18 protein-coding genes are annotated in these 23,568 nt (G+C 64.2%); 9 read left to right on the top strand and 9 right to left on the bottom strand.

Annotated elements, in window-relative coordinates; all coding sequences use genetic code 11:
• Window positions 1–106 precede the first annotated feature (106 nt).
• Window positions 107–1,549: a M48 family metalloprotease gene (locus AU465_RS11885; RefSeq protein WP_192247124.1), complete on the top strand. Its 1,443-nt coding sequence runs from the start codon at window positions 107–109 to the stop codon at window positions 1,547–1,549.
• 93 nt (window positions 1,550–1,642) lie between these two features.
• Here the strand turns inward: AU465_RS11885 and AU465_RS11880 are convergent, their stop codons facing one another.
• Entirely contained in the window at window positions 1,643–4,075 is a 2,433-nt protein-coding gene (locus tag AU465_RS11880; protein WP_192247123.1) for a caspase family protein, read from the bottom strand.
• Window positions 4,076–4,243: 168 nt separating this feature from the next.
• Complete coding sequence (locus AU465_RS11875) at window positions 4,244–5,107, bottom strand: RNA polymerase factor sigma-32 (protein ID WP_192247121.1); 864 nt, start codon at window positions 5,105–5,107, stop codon at window positions 4,244–4,246.
• 307 nt (window positions 5,108–5,414) lie between these two features.
• Between AU465_RS11875 and AU465_RS11870 the strand changes: the two genes are divergently transcribed.
• The 3 genes from AU465_RS11870 to AU465_RS11860 all read left to right on the top strand — a co-directional run bounded on the left by AU465_RS11870 (window position 5,415) and on the right by AU465_RS11860 (window position 7,758).
• Window positions 5,415–6,188, top strand: a complete 774-nt coding sequence (locus AU465_RS11870; protein WP_192247118.1) for an amino acid ABC transporter substrate-binding protein — start codon at window positions 5,415–5,417, stop codon at window positions 6,186–6,188.
• Window positions 6,189–6,304: 116 nt separating this feature from the next.
• The gene (locus tag AU465_RS11865) at window positions 6,305–6,985 is read left to right on the top strand and encodes an ABC transporter permease subunit (RefSeq protein WP_192247116.1); all 681 of its coding nucleotides are present in this window, start codon (window positions 6,305–6,307) and stop codon (window positions 6,983–6,985) included.
• Entirely contained in the window at window positions 6,982–7,758 is a 777-nt protein-coding gene (locus tag AU465_RS11860) for an amino acid ABC transporter ATP-binding protein (protein ID WP_192247114.1), read from the top strand. The genes AU465_RS11865 and AU465_RS11860 overlap by 4 nt, the downstream gene beginning before the upstream one ends.
• Window positions 7,759–7,832: 74 nt before the next feature.
• Here AU465_RS11860 and AU465_RS11855 read toward each other — a convergent pair whose 3' ends face one another.
• The 6 genes from AU465_RS11855 to AU465_RS11830 form a co-directional block, all read right to left on the bottom strand.
• Window positions 7,833–8,414, bottom strand: coding sequence for a CarD family transcriptional regulator (locus AU465_RS11855; protein ID WP_192247112.1), 582 nt, complete (start codon window positions 8,412–8,414; stop codon window positions 7,833–7,835).
• A 376-nt stretch (window positions 8,415–8,790) separates the two neighbouring features.
• Window positions 8,791–9,129 (bottom strand): ferredoxin FdxA, encoded by a 339-nt coding sequence (gene fdxA / locus AU465_RS11850; protein WP_192247110.1) that lies wholly within the window; start codon window positions 9,127–9,129, stop codon window positions 8,791–8,793.
• Between the two features lie 150 nt (window positions 9,130–9,279).
• Window positions 9,280–9,666 carry an RNA-binding S4 domain-containing protein gene (locus tag AU465_RS11845; RefSeq protein ID WP_192247108.1) on the bottom strand — a complete coding sequence of 129 codons (387 nt, stop codon included), beginning with the start codon at window positions 9,664–9,666 and terminating at the stop codon, window positions 9,280–9,282.
• Between the two features lie 15 nt (window positions 9,667–9,681).
• Window positions 9,682–13,017: a helicase-related protein gene (locus AU465_RS11840; protein ID WP_192247106.1), complete on the bottom strand. Its 3,336-nt coding sequence runs from the start codon at window positions 13,015–13,017 to the stop codon at window positions 9,682–9,684.
• A 691-nt stretch (window positions 13,018–13,708) separates the two neighbouring features.
• Window positions 13,709–14,431: a beta-ketoacyl-ACP reductase gene (locus tag AU465_RS11835; protein ID WP_192247104.1), complete on the bottom strand. Its 723-nt coding sequence runs from the start codon at window positions 14,429–14,431 to the stop codon at window positions 13,709–13,711.
• A gap of 109 nt (window positions 14,432–14,540) precedes the next feature.
• Window positions 14,541–15,725: an acetyl-CoA C-acetyltransferase gene (locus tag AU465_RS11830; protein WP_192247101.1), complete on the bottom strand. Its 1,185-nt coding sequence runs from the start codon at window positions 15,723–15,725 to the stop codon at window positions 14,541–14,543.
• A gap of 305 nt (window positions 15,726–16,030) precedes the next feature.
• On the opposite strand from AU465_RS11830, the gene phaR reads away from it, so the two are divergent.
• A complete protein-coding gene (gene phaR / locus AU465_RS11825) occupies window positions 16,031–16,624 on the top strand; it encodes a polyhydroxyalkanoate synthesis repressor PhaR (RefSeq protein ID WP_192247099.1) in 594 nt (197 codons plus the stop codon).
• Between the two features lie 157 nt (window positions 16,625–16,781).
• On the opposite strand, the gene AU465_RS11820 is transcribed toward phaR, so the two are convergent.
• Window positions 16,782–17,927: a citrate/2-methylcitrate synthase gene (locus AU465_RS11820; protein ID WP_192247097.1), complete on the bottom strand. Its 1,146-nt coding sequence runs from the start codon at window positions 17,925–17,927 to the stop codon at window positions 16,782–16,784.
• Between the two features lie 93 nt (window positions 17,928–18,020).
• Here AU465_RS11820 and AU465_RS11815 point away from each other — a divergent pair, with 93 nt between their 5' ends.
• The 4 genes from AU465_RS11815 to AU465_RS11800 all read left to right on the top strand — a co-directional run bounded on the left by AU465_RS11815 (window position 18,021) and on the right by AU465_RS11800 (window position 23,521).
• Window positions 18,021–19,121 carry a citrate synthase/methylcitrate synthase gene (locus AU465_RS11815; protein WP_192247095.1) on the top strand — a complete coding sequence of 367 codons (1,101 nt, stop codon included), beginning with the start codon at window positions 18,021–18,023 and terminating at the stop codon, window positions 19,119–19,121.
• A 203-nt stretch (window positions 19,122–19,324) separates the two neighbouring features.
• The gene (locus AU465_RS11810) at window positions 19,325–20,455 is read left to right on the top strand and encodes a patatin-like phospholipase family protein (protein ID WP_192247093.1); all 1,131 of its coding nucleotides are present in this window, start codon (window positions 19,325–19,327) and stop codon (window positions 20,453–20,455) included.
• Between the two features lie 103 nt (window positions 20,456–20,558).
• A complete protein-coding gene (locus AU465_RS11805) occupies window positions 20,559–21,980 on the top strand; it encodes a coniferyl aldehyde dehydrogenase (protein ID WP_192247091.1) in 1,422 nt (473 codons plus the stop codon).
• Between the two features lie 368 nt (window positions 21,981–22,348).
• Complete coding sequence (locus AU465_RS11800; RefSeq protein ID WP_192247089.1) at window positions 22,349–23,521, top strand: efflux RND transporter periplasmic adaptor subunit; 1,173 nt, start codon at window positions 22,349–22,351, stop codon at window positions 23,519–23,521.
• Window positions 23,522–23,568: the final 47 nt, after the last annotated feature.

Below are 23,568 nucleotides of genomic sequence, written 5' to 3'. Positions count from 1 at the left end.
TGCTGGTCCGGAGTGGCCGTGATTTGCCGAAAGATTTCGAAAGGAAGCCGATCTGACGACCGGCATCGAGAGTGCGTGGACGAGGCCGCTGGCGCGATTTTTCGCGATGGCCGGCTTTGCCGTGGCGCTGGCGAGCTGCCAGATGTTCACACCGCCGGACGTGCAGGAGTCCGGTTTCCAGCCCTCGGATAAGCCGATCACGGTCGACAATGTCGTCGCCAACGCCAAGCTTGCCGAGATGGCGAAAGCGCAGCATCCGCGAATTCTCGCCACCTATGGCGGCGAATATTCCGATCCGAAGCTCGAGCGCATGGTGGCCAAGGTCGTCGGCAATTTGACGGTGGTGTCGGCCAACCCGACGCAGACCTATCGCATCACCATTCTCAATTCGCCCAACGTCAACGCCTTCGCGCTGCCGGGCGGCTATCTCTATGTCACGCGCGGGCTCTTGGCGCTGGCCAACGATTCCTCGGAGCTCGCGGCCGTCATCGCGCATGAGATGGGCCACGTCACCGCCAATCACGGCCTGCAGCGGCAGCAGCTCGAGGCCGAGGAGGGATTGGCGACCAAGGTCGTCTCCGATGTGCTCGGCGACAGCCCGACAGCCAAGGCCGCACTCATCCGCGGCAAGCTGAAGCTGGCGCAATTCTCGCGCAACCAGGAACTTCAGGCCGACGCCATCGGCATCAAGTCGATCGGCGAGGCTGGCTACGATCCCTACGCGGCCGGCCGCTTCCTGCAGTCGATGTCGGCTTATACCGATTTCCGCTCGGTCAGCGGCGCCACCGATGCCAGCCTCGACTTCCTGGCCACGCATCCCAACACGCCGCAGCGCATCGAGCTGGCGCAGCGCCTCGCCCGCAATTTCGGCCCGCCCGGTGTCGGCACGCGCGACCGCGACGCCTTCCTCGCTGGCATAGACGGCCTGCTCTACGGCGACACGCCGGAAGAAGGCTATGTGCGCGGGCAGACCTTCCTGCATCCGGGCCTTGGCGTGTCGTTCTCCGTGCCGGACGGCTTCGTCATCGACAATTCGGCGGCCGCCGTGACCGCGACCGGTCCGGGCGACATCGCCATCCGCTTCGACGGCGTGGCGATCAACAAGTCGGTCTCGCTGACCGACTACATCCGCAGCGGCTGGGTCGCCGGACTGGACGACTCGACTGTCCGCCAGGAAATGGTCAACGGCAACGAGGCGGCGATGGCGCATGCAACCGCGCAAGGGTGGCAGTTCGATATCGCGGTGATCCGCGCCGGCGGGCAGGTCTACCGGCTGCTGACCGCCGCACCTTCGGCCAGCACCGCGCTGGAGCCGGTCGCGCGCTCTGTCAGCGGTTCGTTCCGCACGTTGAGCGCAACCGAGAAGGCGGCGCTGAAGCCGCTGCATATCCGGGTGGTCACCGTGCAGCCCGGCCAGAACATGGGCACGCTTGCCGCCCAGATGGTCGGCGTCGACCGCAAGCTCGACCTCTTCCGCGTGCTGAATGCAATGTCGCCCGGCGCGACCGTGTCGGCCGGCGACAAGGTCAAGATCGTCACCGACAAATAGGGCCGGCGGCCGCGTTCGGGCAGCTTGCGCCGGGAAACGGCTCGACGCTGTCTATTCGGTCGGCCCCGCGCAGGCCATCGCTGCTGCTATCCGTCAGAACCCTGTGCTGACGCTGTCGAAACCGCTGGTGCTGCCGATATCAGAGGTGCCGGTGCTGCCGGTATCAGAGGTGCCGGTGCTGCCAGTATCAGAGGTGCCGGTGCTGCCGGTGTCGGAGCTGCCGCTGCTGCTGTCAGAGCTGCCGCTGTCAGAGCCGCCGCTATTGCCGCCGCGGGGTTCGGGATGATCGCCGCCACTGCCGCGCCAGAGCGCCGGTCCGGTATCTTTCTGTATTGGTTTGACCGGTGTCGAGGTGATCGGTGGCGTCGTTGGCGTGGGTATTTGGACCACCTTTATCTTCGTGATTATTTTCCGCACGACCTTGGGCTTGCACACCGCGACCACTAAGGCGCTGCGCGCGGGGAGACCGAGAATGCTCATCGAATACGCGTCTTGCCGCTCGATGCCGGCTCTGAGGAAAGCCAAGGCGCGGGCCGGGTCGGCGGGCACCCCATTGCGGCCCTCCTGGAAGATCACTGCCAGATCGTTCATGGCGTTGATCTGGCCCATCGCCGCTGCCTTGAGCAGCAGGTCCAAGCCCTTGCGTGTATCGCGCTCGACGCCGAGACCGTTGAACAAGGCGCGTCCCCAGGCGGCCATCGCGTAAGGGTCTCCCTTGTCGGACGCTTCCGAGTAGAAGCCGTTTGCTTTCGTGAAATCCACGGCCGTTCCAATTCCGGACGAAGCGACATAGCCGAGCTCGAAGACGGCCCGGACATGTCCCTTGTCGGCAGCATCCTGAATGGCCTTCCTGGCCTCGTCGACCTTGCCGGCTGCCAGCAGCGCCCGTCCGAGTGCGTAGTGGAAGCGGGCGACATCGGGATAGGCCTTCACTGCCGCCTCGCAGGCTTCCACTGCTCCGCCGCCGATCTCGTTCGGCAGCCTGCCGGGGGCGACGCCCTGCAGGTCGAGCGGCTCTCCCGCTGCCTGATCGCAAGGGTCGATGCTTGGCGACAGCTTCATCGTCGCCGGCTTGGACGCGTTGCCGGCGCGGATTTCGAAGCCGACCTCGACGGGAGCTGCCGAGCCGATCTGCGGTTCGTAACGCAAATGGTCGACTTCATCGGCCATCAGGCTTGAATCCGGAGACAAGGTCCGATCCGGCAGGGACAGCGTTCCGGTTGCCGGATAGTTCGCGAGCTTCAGGCTGACGGCGGGATCCTTGGTCGGGAAATCCAGCTTCAGCGGCACCGGCCCGACACCGACAGGGACGCTGACGTCACGGTTCTCGATTGCCTCGGCGACCCCGGTGATGCGGAGGCCGCGCTCCAATCTTTGTTGCTTCTGCTCGGCCTTGAGCGAGGCCATGATCTGCTGGCCCTCGGCATTCTCGCCGTTCTTGACCCGCAACAACAGGATGCCCTGGGATTCGCCGCCCCAGTCGTTATGGGTAATGTAGGCCAGCGTATCCACTTGCTCCGACGCGCCAACCACCTTGGGCGCGTCCATCTTCAGACGCGGCAAATCCTTGCCCTGTATCGGCCTGCCAATTGCGACCGGCTTGCCATCCAGCATCAGGCGTCCGAACGCCGGCGCCTTCTCGATGCTGACAGTCACCGCGGCGCCATCGACATCCAGCGGTTCCGGCAGGCCCAGCGCGACAGGCCCGACGCCCGACGGCACGACTTTCTCCAGCACCGGCGGCAGCGCTGGGCGGCTGGCGCGGCGCATCAGCACCACCTCGTCGATCAGCGAGGAATTCTCCCAGGGGACCTGCCTGCCTTTGGTGGCCGCGACCACGTCGCGACGTACGGCGGCCATCACCGTGCGGATCTCCTGGTTCGGCGCCAGCGCTCGGCGGGAAAAGGCGGACGAAAACGGGCTGAGGTCCCCCGTGCCGTCATAGGCGATCGCACCAGGCCCGGTGGCGAAGGCAATGAGCGTGTTTTGCGAGCTTTTCACCTCAGCGAGCCCTGTGCCGCTGGCAGCGATCAGCTGGTCCCTGAGCCAATAGTCCTTGCGCGGGAACGGATTGTTGCGACAGGCATCCAGGATGACGATCTGGATCTTCGATTTGGATCGCAGTTGCTCCAGTATGTCGTCGAGCTTGATCGCCTGGACTTCGATGTCCGCGGCTTCCTTGAGCGAGGCATCGACCGGGATCAGGAAATTCTCGCCGCCGATCTGCAAGCCGTGGCCGGAATAATAGACGACCGCCAAATCGGCGCCGTCCGCCGCGGCGAGATAGTTGCGGAACCGCTCCTCGAACTGAAGCTTGGTGACGTCCTTGGCGACGAACACCTGGAAACCGGCCAGACGGAACGTCTTCGAGACATCCTCGGCCTCCGTGTCCGGATTCCTGAGGGCCGGAATGTTTCGGTATTCGGAATTGCCGATCACAAAGGCAACCCTGCGATCGGCGTGAGCTTCGAACGCCGTGAAGCTCACGAGGATCAAGGCCGCAAGGAAGGCGCAACATCGCAGCATGGCAAATCCCCCATACACATGATCTGTTGATTCAACAAAGACCAGTTGCGGCACGCGGGTCTGTTAAAGAATTCACAATACGCACATATGGAAAAGAAGAAAACCTGCTGCGACGACGATATATTTTATTTGATAAAATATCTCACAGTAACAACTTGAAGTTGTTACTCAGGCTGCTTCCGCCAGGAATTCAGGGTTCTGTTTGACCAGTGCCGCCCGCAGCTTCTCCATGGCCCGCGCTTCGATCTGGCGGACGCGCTCCTTGGAGATGCCGAGCGCCTCGCCGAGCGATTCCAGGGTGGCGCCGTCGTCGCTCAGCCGGCGCTCCTCGATGATCCGGAGCTCGCGCGCATTGAGCGCGCCGAGCGCGCTCTTCAGCCAGACCGCGCGGCGCTCGATATCGATCGTTTCGCCGACGACCTCGTCGGGGAGCGGATCCTCCGAGACCAGGAAATCCATCCGCTCGGCGGCGCCGTTCTCGTCGGCGAGCGGGGTGTTGAGGGAGCTGTCGGGAGCCGAAAGGCGCGAATCCATCATCGCCACGTCGGCTTCCGGCACGCCGAGCGCGGCCGAGACCTCGCGATAGAGCGAGGCGTTGGAGATCGGCTCGGCGCCGTTGGCGAGCCGCGCGCGCAATCTTCTCAAATTGAAGAACAGCGCCTTCTGCGCCGAGCTCGTCCCGCCACGCACGATCGACCAGTTGCGCAGGATATAGTCCTGCATCGAAGCGCGGATCCACCAGGTGGCATAGGTCGAGAAACGCACTTCGCGGGCGGGCTCGAAGCGGGCCGCGGCTTCCAGCAGGCCGACATGGCCTTCCTGGATCAGGTCGCCGAGCGGCAGGCCGTAATGGCGGAATTTAGAAGCCATCGAAATCACTAGGCGCATATGGGCGACGGTGATCAGATGCAGCGCGTCCTGGTCGTTTTTTTCCCTCCAGCGTATGGCCAGGAGATGCTCCTCGTCGCGCTCGAGATAGGGAGCCTTCATTGCCGCCCGGACCAGTGTCCGCCCTGCCACATCCTCGATCATGCCGGCTCCTCTTGGAGGTCGTTGCGCCGATGGCGGTTGAAAAGACGCTGCCGCGCCCTACAACAGCCTGCAACGTGTCAGGCGCATGGATGGTTCCGTTGCGGCGGAGGCGCGCATGCAGTGCGCCACGCACGGTTTTGTTATCGACCCGGGGCGTTCGCCTGTTGTGATTTGCGTTGATATTGAGGACCAGATTTCTGGCTGAGCCAATTTTTGAAATCTGGTTCCTTATTTCGCGGACATCTATCTGTCAGTTTGCGGCTCTCACAATGCGCCGGGGCACCGGTCAAAACGGGATCACAGAAAAATGAAATGGCTCAAATCGCTCCTCGTCGCCGGAACGCTGCAGGTTCTGGCGGTTACAGCCGGTCACGCCGGCGCCAATCTCGACCAGATCAAGCAGGCAGGGGTCATCAAGGTCGGCACGGAGGGCACCTACGCACCCTTCACCTATCATGACGAATCCGGCGCGCTGGTCGGCTTCGACGTCGAGATCGCCAAAGCGATCGCCGAGAAGCTCGGCGTCAAGGCCCAGTTCCTCGAAGGCAAGTGGGACGGCCTGATCGCCGGTCTCGACGCCAACCGCTACGACGCCGTCATCAATGAGGTCGGCATCACCGACGCGCGCAAGGCCAAGTATGATTTCTCCGATCCCTACATCGCCTCCAAGGCGGTGCTGATTGTGCGCGGCGACGAAACCGAGATAAAGACCTTCGCCGATCTCAAGGGCAAGAAAGCGGCACAGTCGCTGACCTCGAATTTCGGCAAGCTCGCCGAGAAGAACGGCGCCGAGCTGGTCGGCACCGACGGCTTCGACCAGTCGATCCAGCTGCTGCTCACGGGCCGCGCCGACGCCACCATCAACGACAGCCTGTCCTTCCTGGACTTCAAGAAGCATAAGCCCGACGCCAATGTGAAGATCGCCGCTCAGGAAGAGAACGCCGATTATTCCGGCGTCATCGTGCGCAAGGGCGACCCGGAACTGGTGGCGGCGATCAACAAGGCGCTGGCCGACATCAAGGCCGACGGCACCTACAAGAAGATCGCCGACACCTATTTCGGCCAGGACGTCTCGCAGTAAGACACAGCTTCGTTCTTTTGATCCCGGCGGGTCGTCTTTGACGGCCCGCCGGTTTTTGCGTGATAGTCATCCAAATACCGGGCAGACGCTTTCGCATCCGGAAAAGAGAGGGCTTCGTGCCGCATTGGTTGCAATTGATGCTGGAATCATTGCCGACGCTGCTATGGGCGGCATTGATCTTCACCGTGCCGCTGACGCTGCTGTCCTTCGCCTTGGGGCTTATCGCCGGGCTGGCCACGGCGCTGATCAGGCTGTTCGGCCCGAAGCCGCTGGTCGCGCTCGCCCGGTTCTATGTCTGGATCTTTCGCGGCACGCCGCTCTTGGTGCAGCTGTTTTTGATCTTCTACGGCCTGCCGTCGGTCGGCGTCCTGCTCGATGCTTTTCCCGCCGCGCTGATCGGCTTCACGCTCAACATCGGCGCCTACACGTCGGAGATCATCCGCGCCGTCATCGGCTCGGTGCCGAAAGGGCAATGGGAGGCTTCCTACTCGATCGGCATGACCTGGAGCCAGGCGATGCGGCGCACGATCCTCCCACAAGCAGGCCGCGTCGCGGTGCCGCCGCTCTCCAATACCTTCATCTCGCTGGTCAAGGACACCTCGCTCGCGGCGGCAATAACGGTGCCCGAGATGTTCCAGGCGGCGCAACGCGTGGTCGCCACCACCTATGAGCCGCTGATCCTCTATGTCGAGGCGGCTGCGCTCTATCTGGCGATGAGCTCGGTGCTGTCGGCGCTGCAGGCGCGGCTGGAGGTGCGGCTCAACCGCTATGGCGGCTTCCTGGAGGCCAATGCATGATCGGCCTCACCAACATCGAGAAGCGCTTCGGCGACAATCTTGTCCTGAAAGGTGTCACCGTCAGCATCGACGAAGGCAGCGTCACGGCGCTGGTCGGGCCTTCGGGCGGGGGAAAAAGCACGCTTTTGCGCTGCATCAATCTCTTGGAGGTTCCGACCTCCGGCACCTTGCGCATCGGCGACGAGACGCTTGTGTTCCGGCCCGGCGGCAAGGTTCCGGCGGCGGATGTCCAGCGCGTGCGCCTGCAGACCGGCATGGTGTTCCAGAACTTCCAGCTCTTTCCGCATCGCACCGCGATTGAGAACGTCATGGAAGGGCTGGTGACGGTGCTGAAATGGCCGCAGGCGCGGGCGCGCGAGCGGGCGACGGCGCTGCTCGAAAAGGTCGGCATGGCGCACAAGGCCGATGCCTGGCCGGCGACGCTGTCCGGCGGCCAGCAGCAGCGCGTGGCGATCGCCCGGGCGCTGGCGCCATCGCCGCGCGTGCTGCTTTGCGACGAGCCGACCTCGGCGCTCGATCCGGAGCTGGCGCAGGAAGTGGTCGACGTGCTCGGCCAACTGGCCCGCGAAGGCACGACAATGGTGATGGCCACGCATGACCTGAGGCTCGCCTCCAAGATCGCGCAGGAGGTGGTGTTCCTCGATGCCGGTGTCGTCGTCGAGGAAGGTCCGGCCTCGGTCTTGTTCGACAGGCCAGAACGTGAACGGACCAAGCGCTTCATCGCCTCGCTACGGCAGGAGGAGGCGCAGAAGGAAGCCGGTGGCGGGGCGTAGTCTCGATCCTCAAGCCCGCAGAATCAAAAACCCGGCGCGAGGCCGGGTTTTTCGTGTTCGGTAGGCGAAAAAGCTCAGGCAGCTTCTTCCTGCTCGGCTTCCTCGTTGTCGGCCTTGGCGCCGCGCTTCGGGCCCTTGTTGAGGTTGACCTCGATAAGGCGCACCGCCTCGGTCTCCGACATGCGGTTGACGGCGGCGATCTCGCGGGCCATGCGGTCGAGCGCGGCTTCATAAAGCTGGCGCTCGGAATAGGACTGCTCCGGCTGGTTGTCGGCGCGATAGAGGTCGCGCACCACTTCCGAGATCGAGATCAGGTCGCCGGAATTGATCTTGGCGTCATATTCCTGCGCGCGGCGCGACCACATGGTGCGCTTGATGCGGGCGCGGCCCTGAACGACCTTCAGCGCGCGATAGACATAATCCTCTTCCGACAGCTTGCGCATGCCGATCGAGGTCGCCTTGGCGACCGGCACCTTGAGCCGCATCTTGTCTTTCTGGAAATCGATGACGAACAGCTCCAGCTTGTGACCCGCGACTTCCTGCTCGTCGATGGCCACGATCTGGCCGACGCCATGCGCCGGATAGACGATGAACTCACCGGTCTTGAACCCGTGACGGGCCGCGGTGGACTTCTTCTGCGGGGTGATCGTTGCCATTACGCCCTGAACTCCTTAGTTGTAGCGCCGGCATGGCGGCGCCGGCTGAAACTCAGACGATCGGCGGAAGCCGACCTTTAGCCGCACAAACAAGTGAACCCACCGGAATAAGCCGGGACCGGCAAACCGCATAAATGCGACCGCCTGCCCCAGATCGCTCTGGTCCGGATTGAGAAGCTCACCTTTCAGTGATTTGGGGCGTTAGCGCCATAAATCGACGTTGTGTCACCGGCATGTTTTGTAGATGTAACACAAAAAGTCGGAAGAATCAAGGTTTTGCTGCATTCGCTAACGCCAAGCGCCGTCGCTGCCTGTCAAGACAGCAATTGTATCGGCCCCGTTACGCTGCGTCATGCCGGCTAGGCCGGCCCTGCTGTCAGTCGCCTTCGCCAGGCTCGGCTGAGAAATATTTCTCGAACTTTCCGGTCTCGCCGTCAAAGGCCTTGGCGTCGGCCGGCGGCTCTTTCTTGGCGGTGATGTTGGGCCATTTCTCGGCGTATTCGGAATTGACCTGCAACCATTTGTCGAGGCCGGGCTCCGTGTCCGGCTTGATCGCGTCGGCCGGGCATTCAGGCTCGCAGACGCCGCAGTCGATGCACTCATCCGGATGGATGACGAGCATGTTCTCGCCTTCGTAGAAACAGTCGACCGGACAGACCTCGATGCAGTCCATGTATTTGCATTTTATGCAATTGTCGGTCACGACATAGGTCATCGCAGACTCCGGGACGTCCCGTTTTTGCTGGGCTTTTGAAGGTGAGGTAACGCCTTTGCCCGCCGCTGGCAAGGGCATGGCTTGCCGCCTGAGCCGGCGTCGCGGAATGGAATTCCGGCCGGGTGCCGCGACGAGGTTCCGCTTGTATCTTCAGTCGTCGCCGAGCAGCCGGTCGGTCTGCCGCCGCTCCCGCTTGGTCGGGCGGCCGCTGCCGGCCTCGCGCAGTGCCGGAATAGCGTCGGGGACCGCCTCGCCCTTGGGTGTAGGCGGCGGCGACATATCCTCATAAAGCAGCCGCGCCTCGTCGGCAGGACCACGCCGGGTGCCGCAGTTGAGCACCTTCCAGACCAGGATTCGGCGCTCGAGCGTGATGGTCAGCACATCGCCGGCCTTGACCAGATCGGAGGCCTGCGCTGCTTTGTCGCGATTGATGCGGACGCGTCCGGCAACCACCAGCTTCGCCGCCAGCGACCGCGATTTCACCGCACGTGAGAAGAACAGCCATTTGTCGATACGCTGGCGGCCTTCTCCGACCATCGCAACCGGCCGAGGCTATTTCTTCAGCTGGTCGCGCAAGGCGGCGAGCTTGGCGAAGGGCGAATCCGGGTCGAAGCGCTGCGGGCGCTCCTCGCGCGGCTTGCCCTGGAAGGCCGGCTTACCGGCATTGCCCTTGCCATCCTGCCTGTTGCCCTTCCAGTCCGGCCGCCCCTCGCGGCGGTCGGGGCGCTCGCCTTGTGGCTTGCCGTCGCGCCGCTCACCGTCACGTTCCGGGCGCGGCTTGAACTTCGAGCGATCGAAGCGCGGCTTGCCGGCGCCCTCGCGCTGGTCGCGGCGGGCCTCCTGGGCCGGCCGATCGCTGGCCTGGCTGGCTGCCGTCGCAGTTTGGCCGTCGCGCCCCGCCTGGCCGCGCGGGCGATTGTCCCGGCGGTTGTTGTGGCGATGGCGGGGCCGCTGATGATCGAAACGGGCCTGCCGCCACAGAAGGATCGGCTTCGGTTCTTCCTGTTCGACCGGCGTCTCGCCGGTGGCGGCTTCCGGTGCTGCCGTCACTTCGGCCGGCGTGGCTTCACTTGCCGCCGCAGCTTCGGGTTCAGCCTCAGCCTCAGCTTCAGTGGAGGCCTCACTAACCGGTGCCTCGTCTTGCGCCGTCGGCTCACTTACCGCATCGGCTGCGCTATGCGTTTCCGCTTTGGAGACGTGCTCCTCGCCTGCCTCGGCAACGGGCTCATCCACGCTTTCGGCCGGAGCTTCCGTCGCAGGCGCTTCAGCCTCCGATTCCGGTCCCTCGGCGGAAGTTTCGGCAACGGCATCGGCGGCTGTTACCTCGGCCGCCTGCGCGGCGCGCGCGGCCGCTTCCGCCGCCAACTTCGCCGCGGCGGCCTCGCGGGCCGCGTTGTCCAGCGCGTCGAGCTTCGCCTTGACCTCGGCTGCCGGCTTCGGTTCGGAACGATAGCCAAGGCCCTTCAGGATCTCTTCCATGTCGTCGGCGGTGGCGCCGAGGATCGACATCATCGGTGGTGTCACCATGAAGGCGTGGCCGTCATAGGCACCGTCCGGCCGTTGGCCGAGGCCGGGCTTCCAGTTGGTCGCCGGGCGGATAAGGTCGGCCAGCCGTTCGAGAATGTCGACGCGCACGGCGCGGCGGCCGAGATTGCGGTAGCCGGCAAGCTTGTAGAAGGTTTTGTCGAAGGCAGGGTCGATGACCACCGAGGTGCGGCCCGACGCCAGCGCATGCACCACGTCGCCGAAGCCCGGCTTGTCCTTGCCGTCGTTCTTCAGCGCCCAGAGCAGCGTGACCAGCCCCGCCGGCGCCGGCTTGATCAGCGCCGGCACGAAGACGTGGTAGGCGCCGAAGCGCACGCCAAGGCGCCGCAGCGCGGCGCGGCCCTCCTGGTCGAGCGATTTCATTTCTTCGGCGATGTCGCGGCGGTTAATGAGACCGAAATGCTCGACGAGCTGGAAGGCGATGCCGCGCGCGATGCCGGCGAGCTGCTCGGCATTCTTCAAATCGACCAGCGGCTTCAAAAGCGTTTCGATCTGGAAATTGACGAAACGCTCGGCGCGCGCCGCCACCTTGTCGCGGGCCGGCCCGGTGAGCTGCTCGTCGGCGAGCAATACGAGCCGCGGCTTCAATGCCTCGTCGCCGGCGACCAGCGTGCCAATCGGCGCGCCGATCCAGCGCAGGATGCCGTCCGAGCCCAACGCCAGATCGCCGTTGGCGCAGGCGGCGAAGCGCTCGGCGCGCGCCTCGAACTCCGCGCTGAGCGCCTTCTGGGCAGCGGTGCGCACCGCCTTGGCGTCCTCGCCGCCGGCGCTCTGGTCGGCGGTGAAGCGAAATCCTTGCAGCTCGCCGACGTGGTGGCCTTCGACGAGGACGGTTCCGGTTGGGCTGATTTCAGCTTCAGGCATGGTATTTTCTCTAAGGCGCCGCATGAGGACGGAAGTCCTGCGGTCTACGAAGCGTTTCGTCAACCGCTCATGCAGCGCATCCGACAATCTGTCTTCGATTTCGCGCGTCTTTTCCTGCCAGTGTAGCTGATCGGCCAGCCAGCCCGGTCGGTTGGAAACGAAGGTCCAGGTGCGGATCTGGGCGATCCGGTGCGACAGCGTGTCGATATCGCCATCCGTCGTGTCGGCTCGCCGCACCTGCTCGGCCATGTAATTCTCATCGACATGACCGCGGCGTGCAAGGTCCATGTAGATCGAGGCGATGAGGTCAGCATGCTGGGCGGGCGCGATCTTGCGGTAGTCGGGCAGCGCGCAGGCTTCCCAAAGCAGCGCCACGCGCTCCCTGCCGGTGGCGAGCGCCCTGATGTCCTCGTCGCGCGACAGGTGCTCCAGCGCCTGGGCGTCGACCGCCGGCAACGCTCGGGTCAGCCCTTCGACCGGAGCATTGGTCTCGATCGAGCGCTTCAAAGCGTCGAGGCTGGTGAAATCGAAATCGGCGGTGCGCCACTGCAGCACCTTCACCGGGTCGAAGTCGTGCCCCTCGATCTTCTTGACCAGATCCTCGTCGAACGGATCGACCTGGCCGGTGACGCCGAAGGTGCCGTCGCGCAGATGGCGGCCGGCGCGGCCCGCGATCTGGCCGAGCTCGGCCGCGGTCAGGTTGCGGTACTGGTAGCCGTCGAACTTGCGGTTCTGGGCGAAGGCGACGTGCTCGAGGTCGAGGTTCAGTCCCATGCCGATGGCGTCGGTGGCGACGAGATAGTCGACATCGCCGGACTGGAAGATCTCCACCTGGGCGTTGCGGGTGCGCGGGCTGAGCGCGCCGAGCACGACGGCTGCACCCCCCTGCTGGCGACGGATCAGCTCGGCGATGGCGTACACCTCGTCTGCCGAGAAGGCGACGATCGCGGTGCGCCGCGGCAGGCGGGTGAGCTTCTTCGAGCCAGCATAGGCAAGGTGCGACAGCCGCGGCCGCGTCACCACCGAGACGCCCTTCAGCAGGCGCTGCAGGATGCCGTGCATGGTGGCGGCGCCCAGAAGCAGCGTCTCCTGGCGGCCGCGCAGATGCAGGATGCGGTCGGTGAAAATGTGGCCGCGCTCGAGATCGCCCGCGAGCTGCACCTCGTCGATGGCGACGAAGGCGGCATCGGTCTCGCGCGGCATCGCCTCCACGGTGCAGACGGAATATTTCGCGCTCGCCGGAACGATCTTCTCTTCGCCGGTGATGAGCGCCACCTTGTGTGCGCCGACCTTCTCGCAGACGCGGGCATAGACCTCGCGGGCAAGAAGTCTCAGCGGCAGGCCGATGACGCCGGTCTCATGCGCCACCATGCGCTCGATGGCGAGATGGGTCTTGCCGGTGTTGGTGGGGCCGAGCACGGCCGTCACGTCACGGCCCGAAAGAATCAGCGGCTGGGTGTGTTTCGGCTGGATATTCATCGGCTCGGAAATAGGGGTTTCTGCCGCTTGTTGTCGGGGACGCGGCGGTGCCGTCGCGTGTGACAGCCGACACATAGGGATTTCAGACGCGAAGCGAAAGCGGAATGTTCCCATCAGGAGCAAAGACAGGCAAGGTCAGAATCCGCTGCCGATTAACCGTTGGAACGAGTCTGGAACGAATCGGCTACGAATCACTGACTCGGTCTGATTCAGGTTTTGTTCACGGCTATATTTGGATTTTTTAACGATGAGTCTCACCACATGCTGAATCCGGGAACTGGCCCGTTTCATGCTTGGCTCAGACGAGCTGCGAAGGGCTGTTAACTTTTGCCGGTGAACGATCGTCGCCGGCTTGGGCGTAGCGCCAAAATTATGAAATGGTTGACCTTTCCTAACCGCCGTTAATCTTTTCAGCGCCGTTTCCGGCTCTCAGCGTTAACTTTTCGGCCAAAGCCGGAACGAATCGGCGACGAATCAGCGATCCATGCATTTTCCCGGTTTGTTCACCCCTAGATATGGTGTTGTCCACAGCTTGTGCACCGAAAATCCACAGCTCGTGAACAAGGTTTCGCATAGGGCGAGTGGAGGCCGTTAACTTTTGCGTGCCGTATTGAGGCATGCGTCTCACCGGGGCCAAAGAAAACAGGCGGCCAGATATCCGGGCCGCCTGCTTATCGATGCCGAAAAAGCGTCAGGCGAAATATTGGCCGCCATTGGCGGTGATCGTCGAGCCGGTGATGAAGCCGGCCTCGTCCGAGGCGAGGAAGACGACGCAGCGCGCGATCTCTTCCGGCTCGCCGAGACGGCCGACCGGGATCTGAGCGATGATCGATTCCCGCACTTTTTCCGGCACGGCCATAACCATGTCGGTGGCGATGTAGCCCGGGCAGACGACGTTGACGGTGATGCCGGCGCGGGCCCCTTCCTGGGCAAGCGCCTTGGTGAACCCGATGTCGCCGGCTTTCGAGGCTGAATAGTTGACCTGGCCCATCTGGCCTTTCTGGCCATTGATCGAAGAAATGGTGATGACGCGGCCGAACTTGCGGTCGCGCATGCCGTTCCACAGCGGATGCGTCATGTTGAAGACGCCTGAAAGGTTGGTGTCGATGACCTCCTTCCACTGTTCGCGCGTCATCTTGTGGAACATGGTGTCGCGGGTGATGCCGGCATTGTTGACCAGCACCGAGACCGGGCCGAGATCGGCCTCGACTTGGGCGATGCCGGCGGCGCAGGCGTCGTAGTCGGCGACCGACCATTTGTACACGGGAATGCCGGTCTCGGCCTTGAATTTCTGAGCCGCCTCGTCATTGCCGGCATAGTTCGCGGCGACCGAATAACCGGCATTCTTCAGGGCCACCGATATGGCCGCGCCGATGCCGCGCGATCCGCCCGTGACGATTGCTACTTTGGTCATTTTGTTCCTCCTCCTTGTTCTTGGTGAATTGTCAAATAGTGAATGGTGAATGGTCGAAGACGGTCGGCTACCCGCCATTCACCATTTGCCATTCACCATTCACTTTTTGTCAGAGCGCTTCGACGCACATGGCGACGCCCATGCCGCCGCCGATGCAGAGCGTGGCGAGGCCCTTCTTGGCATTTCTGCGGCGCATCTCGTAGACCAGCGTGTTGAAGACGCGGGCGCCGGAGGCGCCGATCGGATGGCCGATGGCGATGGCGCCGCCATTGACGTTGACGATCGAGGGATCCCAGCCCATGCCCTTGTTGACGGCGCAGGCCTGCGCGGCGAAGGCCTCGTTGGCCTCGACGAGATCGAGATCCTTGACCGACCAGCCGGCTTTCTCCAGCGCCCTTTTCGAAGCCGGGATCGGGCCGGTGCCCATGATCGCCGGATCGACACCGGCGGTCGCCCAGGAGGCGATGCGGACCAACGGGGTGATGCCGCGCCGGGCAGCCTCGGCCTCGGTCATCAGTAGCGCGCCGGCGGCGCCGTCATTGATGCCGGAAGCGTTGGCTGCGGTGACCGTGCCGTCCTTGTCGAAAGCCGGTTTCAGCTTGGTCATGGCATCCAGCGTCGCGCCGTGACGGATATATTCGTCCTGGTCGACGATGGTATCGCCCTTCCTGCCCTTGATGGTGACGGCGACGATCTCGTCCTTGAACCTGCCGGCCTTCTGCGCGGCTTCGGCCTTGTTCTGCGAGGCGAGCGCGAACTCGTCCTGGTCGTCGCGGGTGATCTGGAACTGGCGGGCGACGTTCTCGGCGGTGTTGCCCATGTGGTAGCCGTTGAAGGCATCCCACAGGCCGTCCTTGATCATGGTGTCGATCATCTTGTAGTCGCCCATCTTGACGCCGGCGCGCAGGTGCTGGGCGTGCGGCGACAGCGACATCGATTCCTGGCCGCCCGCGACGATCACCCTGGCGTCGCCGGTGGCGATCTGCTGCATGCCGAGCGCGATGGCCCTGAGACCCGAGCCGCAAACCTGGTTGAGGCCCCAGGCCGTCGTCTCCTTGGGCAGGCCGGCATTGATCGAGGCCTGACGGGCCGGGTTCTGGCCCTGAGCGGCTGTCAGCACCTGGCCGAGGATGACTTCGTCGACGTCCGCTGCCTCGACGCCGGCCCGCGACAGCAATTCCCTGATGACCACGGCGCCGAGCTCGTGCGCCGGCGTTGCGGCGAAACTGCCATTGAAAGACCCGACCGCTGTGCGGGCGGCGCTGGCGACGACGATTGAATTGGAAGCGGACATTTTCTTCTCCAGACTTCGAGGTGTCGTGTTTTAGGCTATCGTTGAAGACTTTTCTTGCCCGTTCAAGTGCCTGAGTCAAACCGGAAATGGGCATGGCCGCCATGCGCGGCAAGCAGGTCGAGCGCTTATCGTGACAGCGCAGCCGTCGCTGCGCAGCACAATTTGCTCGGCCCATTCCGCATTAAATGATGCCGCACTGCACAAACCACTTGGAATTGTGGGGCTTTTGCGCATATCCTCGACAAATGGCGCAATCGTTACCGGCCGCTTACTCTGAACGCGCCGGTATCCTGGGGAGGATACGGATGGCCGCAAAAGACGACCCGATCGTCATCAAGAAATATGCCAACCGCCGGCTCTACAACACCGGCACCAGCACCTATGTGACGCTCGAGGACCTCGCCGACATGGTCAAGAAGGGCGAGGAGTTCACGGTGCAGGACGCCAAGACCGGCGACGACATCACGCATCCGGTGCTGACCCAGATCATCTTCGAGCTGGAGAACAAGGACGGGCAGAACATGCTGCCGATCCCGTTCCTGCGCCAGCTGATCTCCTTCTACGGCGACCAGATGCAGATGATCGTGCCGAGCTTCCTCGAACAGTCGATGATCGCCTTCTCCAAGGAGCAGGAGCGATTCCGCGAGCAGCTGAAGGGCGCGTTCGGCAAGACGCCGATCGACATGATGAAGACGCCGATGAAGGCGCTGGAAGAGCAGACGCGCCGCAACGTCGAGATGTTCCAGAACGCCATGCGCATGTTCACGCCGTTCCCATCGGCCGGGTCCAATTCCGCGGCGCCCACCGAGCCGCCGAAGAAGGACGAGAAATCCGACGACCTGCAGGAGCTTAAGGCGCAGATCGCTGCGATGCAGCGCAAGCTGGACGCGATGTCCTGACGGTTTTTGGCCGTCGTTACTGGCGGTCGCCAACGTTTGAGATGGCGGAAAAGGCCAATCCCTTCGTCATCCTCGGGTCTGCGTGCGTCGCTCCGCTCCTTGCTTCGCCCTAGCTAGGAAGACGGTTCGGACGCGTTCCGGCTAATCTTAGAAGCCATCATCCCATTCCGGCCGGCCCGTCATAGCGGGCGCGCGGCCTGATCGGCCTGTTGCTCGTCAACTGCTCGACGGCATGCGCCGTCCAGCCGACGCTGCGGCCGAGCGCGAACAGGCGGAAGGGGGCATCGGCGGGCAGCCGCAGGCCGCGCGTCAGCGCAGCCAGGGCAAAATCGATGTTCGGATGCATGCCGGTCGCGGCGAGGACGGCGTCGCGCAGACGCAAGAGCCCAACGTCGATCTTGAACTCAGAGAACAGGACCTGCGCGCGCGGATCGCCTTCGGGGTAAAGCTGGTGGCCGAAGCCGGGCAATGGCCGATCGTGGGCGAGCCAGCGGGCGACCGCCTCGTCCGGGCCCAGCCGCTCGGCGTCCTCGACAAGGGCGATCGCCGCGGCGCCGGCACCGCCATGGCGCGGTCCGGTAAGGGTGGCGAGGCCGGCAAGCAGGCAGGCCGCGATTGGCGCGCCGGTCGATGCCGCGACGCGGGCTGCAAAAGTCGAGGCGTTGAGCTCATGATCGGCAAGCAGCACCAGAGCCCTGCGGATGAGATCGGCGCCGTGGGCGTCGACCGACCAGCCGCGTGCCAGCCTTTCATGCACCGGCTCCGCCCCCGCGCTTGCGCCGAGGGATGTCGCGAGCACGCTTGTGGCGCTGGCGCCGTCCTGCTGCAGCATGCCCGGCCTGCGGCCGAGCGAAGGCCGGCCCGCGGCCGCAAGCGCCGATAATCTTGCAAAGGCCGTTGCAGTGCCGCTCTCCCGAACGGTCGACGGAGTCAGCGAAGCGAAGGATACCCTGCTGCCGGAGGCCCATAGCAGGCCTGCCGTCTCCTCCAGCGTCGCTGTCGCCGCAAGCGTCGCGGCGTCCTTGCCGCGATAGACGAGGCGGCCGTGCAGCACGGTCGAGATGGCGGTGGTGATTGCCGGCTCGCCCCAGGCGATGGCGCTTTCGGCGATCGCTTGCGGGCTTCGCCCGCGCGCCCGTCGTGTCGCAAGCGCGGCTATATCGTCGGCGCGGTATTGGCTGCGGCGCGGGTCGGCCCCGTCCGGCCGCATGCCGATGCGGCCGCGGCTGACATAGGCATAGAGCGTCTGCGGCCGGACGTTGAGCCGCGCCAGCGCTTCCTCCCGTGTCAGCCATTCGGACATGCCCAGGCGCCTCGCATTGATTCAATTGATCAAGATTGATGCATTGATTGCGCAGCATTAATTGCAGTGCACAAAAGGTCAAGGAGACAAGTCATGGCAAATGGACTTGATGATGTTGTGGCGGCGGACACGGTGCTTTCCGATGTCGATGGGGCAGGCGGGCATCTCACCATCCGAGGCCATTCGTTGACGGAACTCGCCGGCCATTGGCGCTACGGCCAGGTGGTCCGCCTCCTGTTCGACGGCTTTTTCGATGAGCTTCCCGGCGACGCCGAACTGGAGAAAGCGATCGGCAGTGCGCGAACCGATGTTTTCGAACGGCTGCAGCCGATGCTGGGCCAACTGGCGCCGCTCGATATCTACAGCGCCATGCGTGCCGGCATCGCCCTGTTGCCGGATGGCGAGGCGCTGGCCGATGCGCTCAGGCTGGTCGCGGCGCCGGCGGTGCTGACGCCGGCCCTGCTGCGACTTACCCGTGGCGAGAAGCCGCTTCCTCCGGATGCTCGCGCCGATCATGCCGCCGATATGCTCAAAATGCTCGGCGGCCCGTCAACGCCGGCGCTTGCCAAGGCCCTCGACACCTATCTGGTCACGGTCTGCGACCATGGGCTCAACGCGTCCACCTTCGCAACGCGGGTGGTGGCGTCGACGCAGGCGGGCTTGACCTCGGCAATCCTGGCCGGGCTCGGCGCGCTGAAAGGTCCGCTGCATGGCGGCGCGCCGGGGCCGGTGATCGAGATGCTCGACGCGATCAAAGCCAGCGGCGACGCCGCCGCCTGGCTGCGGGGCGAGATCGCGCGCGGCGAGCGCATCATGGGCTTCGGCCATCGCATCTACCGCGTGCGCGATCCGCGCGCCGACGTGCTGAAGGCGGTCGTGCGGCGGCTCGGTTCCCGCAAAGATACAGGAAGCCGGGAGACGGGCAGCCGGCTGGCTTTCGCCGAGACGGTGGAGCAGACGGCACTCGATGTGCTCAGGGTCGCCAAGCCCCAGCGCTCGATCCAGACCAATGTCGAATTCTACACGGCACTGCTGCTCGAAGCCGCCGGCTTCCCTAAGGAAGCGTTCTCCAACGTCTTTGCCGCCGGCCGCGTCGCCGGCTGGATTGCGCATGCACGCGAGCAGCAGGCGACCGGACGGCTGATCCGGCCGCAGTCGCGCTATGTCGGGCCGGTGCCCGATCTCGTCGCCTGACATTTGGATCAGGCCTTGATGCAACCTCTCCGTTTCCGGTCAGCGGAGAGGTTTTTCATGACCGAAATTTCAACCGATCACGCGACCGTGTTCGTGTTCTTGCCTTGGTTAGTCCTTATGTGCTGCACTGCAACATAGGCTGATGACCAACCGCTTCGCACCATGACGTTGGGGCAAGCCGGAGCATCGAGACAAGGAACGCCATGGCGAAGAACGGCAAGGCGGAGGACAAGAAGAAGATCAACATCGCGCTCCAGGGTGGCGGCTCGCACGGCGCCTTCTCTTGGGGCGTGCTCGACCGCCTGCTCGAGGACGGGCGGCTGGAGATCGCGGCCGTGTCCGGCACCAGCGCCGGGGCCATGAACGCGGTGGCGCTGGCCGACGGCTTCGTGCGCGGCGGCGTCGAGGGCGCGCGCAAGAAGCTCGACGATTTCTGGCGGGCCGTGGCCTCGAAGGGCCGCTTCAGCCCGGTGCAGCGCATGCCGTGGGATGTCGTGTGGGGCAACTGGTCAATCGAGAACACGCCCGGCTATCTCTTCTTCGACACCATGTCACGGGTGTTCTCGCCTTACGTCGCCAACCCGCTCGGCCTCAATCCGCTGCGTAACGTGCTCGAGAAGGAAATCGACTTTCGCAACGTGCACGCCTGCAAGTCGATGGAACTCTTCATCTCGGCGACCAATGTCGAGACCGGGCAGTTGCGCGTCTTCTCCGACGGGGAGATCGACGTCGATACGGTGATGGCGTCGGCCTGCCTGCCGCAATTGTTCCGCGCCGTCGAGATCAAGGGCGTGCCCTATTGGGACGGCGGCTATGGCGGCAACCCGGCGCTCTATCCTTTCTTCAAGACGGCGGCGACCGAGGACGTGCTCTTGGTGCAGATCAACCCGGTGGTGCGCGAGGGCACGCCGAAGAGCGCCAACGAGATCCAGAACCGCATCGACGAGATCACCTTCAACGCCGGGCTGCTGCGCGAATTCCGCTCGATCGCCTTCGTCAAGGAGTTGATCGCGGCCGGCCGCTTGCCGCACGGCGAATATCGCGACATCCGCATGCACCGCATCGATGCCGACGAGGCGTTCAAGGACCTCTCTGCTTCGTCCAAGGTCAATGCCGAATGGGCCTTCCTCGCCTACCTTCGCGATCTTGGCCGAAGCGCCGCCAGCGATTGGCTGGAGGAGAATTACGACGCCGTCGGCAGACAAGCAACGCTCGACCTGTCGGGCGAGCTCGACGACGGCTTCAAGCCGGTGCGAGGCCCGGCGCCGGGCCGGCGGGTCAAGGAATTCCTCGCCGCGCACATGAAGCCGGAGTCGGCGCGCCGCCGGGCCTAGCATATATCAGTTCGCGCTGAAGCTTCCCTAACGGCACTGGCGAGGCGCTGGATTCGGCCCGTTGAGCGATGTACGTTTACCTGCACGTAAACGGGAGGTGGCGATGCTGCAGACCAGACAGAACTCCCTTGGGGTCAGGTTTGAAGCGCAGTGCAGGGCCTTCGAGAAGGAGCCCTTTCCCGGCCTCGAGGTGCGCAAGGACCGGCTGAAGCGGCTGCTGGCGCTGACCGAAAGGCATGAAGCCGAGATCTGCGAGGCGATCGACAGCGATTTCACTGGACGGGCGGCGCAGGAAACGCGGCTTGCGGAACTGTTCGTCGTCCGCGCCGGCATCAGGCATGCCATTCGGCATCTGCGCGGTTGGATGCGCGAGCGCGGCGTCGCCACCAGCCTGCCGTTCCTGCCGGGGCGCAACCGCCTTTTGCCGCAGCCGCTCGGCGTCGTGGGCATCGTCTCGCCCTGGAATTATCCGTTCCAGCTCGCCATCGCGCCGGCGACCGCCGCGCTCGCAGCGGGCAATCGCGTGCTGCTCAAGCCGTCCGAGCTGACGCCGAAATTTTCGGAGCTGCTTGCCCGGTTGGTCGAAGAGCATTTTTCTCCCGACGAAATGAGCGTGGTGGTCGGTGATGCCGAGGTCGGCAAGACATTCGTGTCGATGCCTTTCGATCACCTCTTGTTCACCGGCTCCACCGCCGTCGGTCGCCAGGTGGCGCTGGCCGCCGCCGCCAATCTGACGCCGGTCACGCTCGAGCTCGGCGGCAAGTCGCCGGCGATCTTCGATGCGACCTGCGATCTCGATGCTGCGGTGTCGAGCGTCGCTTACGGCAAGCTCTTGAACGCGGGCCAGACCTGCATCGCGCCCGACTATCTGATGGTCCCGCAAGGGCAGGGTGCGGCGATCGCCACGAAACTTGCCGCCGCCATGGCGCGGCTCTATCCGCACTTGCGCGACAATCCCGACTACACGGCGATCGTCAGCGAACGGCACCATCAGCGGCTGAGCGACATGATCGCCGAGGCGCGCGAAAGCGGCGCCGATGTCACCGAGGTCAACCCGGCAAACGAAAAGCTTGGCGAGAGCGACCGCAAGATGGCGCCTGTTCTGGTCAGGAATGCCGGCGAAAACCTGCGGCTGATGCGCGAGGAAATCTTCGGGCCGCTGCTGCCGATCCTCGAATACGGCACGGTCGATGACGCCATCGAGCATGTGAACCGGGGCGAGCGTCCGCTCGCCCTTTATTGGTTCGGCAAGGACAGCGCCAATCGCCAAAGGGTGATGCGGGAAACCGTCGCCGGCGGCGTGACGGTCAATGACTGCATGATGCATCTGGTGCAGGAAAGGCAGCCATTCGGCGGTGTCGGCGAGAGCGGCATGGGCGCCTACCATGGCGAATGGGGTTTTCGGACCTTCAGCAAGGAAAAGCCGATCTTCGTCCAGTCCCGCTTAAGTGCCGGCGGCCTGCTCAGACCGCCCTATGGCGGGACGTTCGAGCGGCTGTTCCGGTTGCTGAACCTGATCACCTGACAGGATTTATTTTCGAAGTGGGCGCGTCCTCTGCGTTGTCTCGTGCCAATCCAGCAAGTCATTGCGCGAAAAAATTCCGCATCATACTGACGCCTGCTGCCACTGAGTGGTCGAACGAGCGAAAAATCTGCCCCGGACCGGGAAAAGCCGGGCAGTCGAGCGACCGAAAAGTGGAAAAAAGCCTGTCCGCCACGGCTGGAGGCGCAATGATGCTGCAATTTTTCTCACTATATTGCGCCGCTGCTTTGCGGTAGAAGCGCGTTTCGCCGATCACGGCAAATTGAACACGGCTCAGCGCTAACCCATATCGGCGACGCGCCCGCATCTCAAGACGCGGCCCGGCCGAACCCGTAGTGGAAAAAACGTCGATGCCGAAAATCAGGTTTCACAAGCTTGCAGCCATTGCTGTGCTCATCGGATTCGCTGCCTGGATGGCAACGGGCGAGTTCTCGTCCGTGGGCAGCGCCGCCGATCACCAGAAGGCAGGAGAAGCGGGCAAAGCCGCGCAGGCCGGGGCCGACAAGCCGAAGACGGCAGAGGCCGAGCCGAAGGCGGCATTGCGCACGGTCGCGGTGGTGACGCCGCCACGCAAGACCTACGCGCGGGCAATACGGATCTCGGGCCTGACCGAAGCCGACAAGCGCGCGGTGCTTGCCACCCGCGTCGCCGGCGTCATCGACAAGCTGCCGGTCAAGCAGGGCGATCACGTCAAGACGGGCGACCTGGTGCTGATGCTCGCCACCGAGGAAAAGATCTCGAACATCGACAACGCCAGGCAACTCCTGGCGCAGCGCCAAGCCGAACTCGACGCGGCGCTGCGGCTGATGAAAACCGGCAACCTGCCCGCGCTGCAGCTCGACACCGCCCGCTCGAACCTGACGGCGGCGCAGTCGATGCTGGAGACGGCGCAGGCCGAACTCGACCGCAATGAAGTGAAGGCGCCGTTCGATGGCGTCATCGACCGCGTGCCGGTCGAGCTCGGCAGCTCGGTGATGCAGGGCGGCGAGGTGGCCACCATCCTCAAGCTCGATCCGGTGATCGCACGCGGCGAGATCAGCGAGCGCGACCTGCGCTACATCAAGATCGGCAACGAGGCCAATGTGCGCCTGGTCAACGACCAGAAGGTCACCGGCACGGTGCGCTATATCAGCCGCGATGCCTCCTCGCAGACCCGCACCTTCCGTGTCGAGGTGGCGATCCCCAATGGCGACGGCTCCATCCCGGCCGGCATGACGGCCGAGATCACGCTCAGCGCCGAACCGACCAACGCCGTCATGCTGCCGCGTTCGGTGGTGACGCTGGGCGACAAGGGCGATCTCGGCATCCGCGCGGTCGGCAAGGACGACAAGGTGGCGTTCTTCCCGATCGATCTCGTCGACGACACGCCGCATGGCCTGGTGCTCGGCGGCATCCCGCAGGACGCGCGCATCATCGTCGCCGGCCAGGAGCTGGTGAAGGAAGGCGATCTGGTTAAGCCCGTCGAGGCCGATCAGGCGACCATCAACAAGCTGATCGGCGAAGCCACCGCCGGTACCCAGTAGCGCGACGACTCCCGACGCCGGGCTTGTCCGGCGTCGCTGGCCGTCAT

The sequence above is a fragment of the Mesorhizobium silamurunense genome (assembly GCF_014843905.1).
Classification (GTDB): Bacteria; Pseudomonadota; Alphaproteobacteria; order Rhizobiales; family Rhizobiaceae; genus Mesorhizobium; species Mesorhizobium silamurunense.
This window is presented reverse-complemented; position numbering and strand designations above follow the sequence as displayed.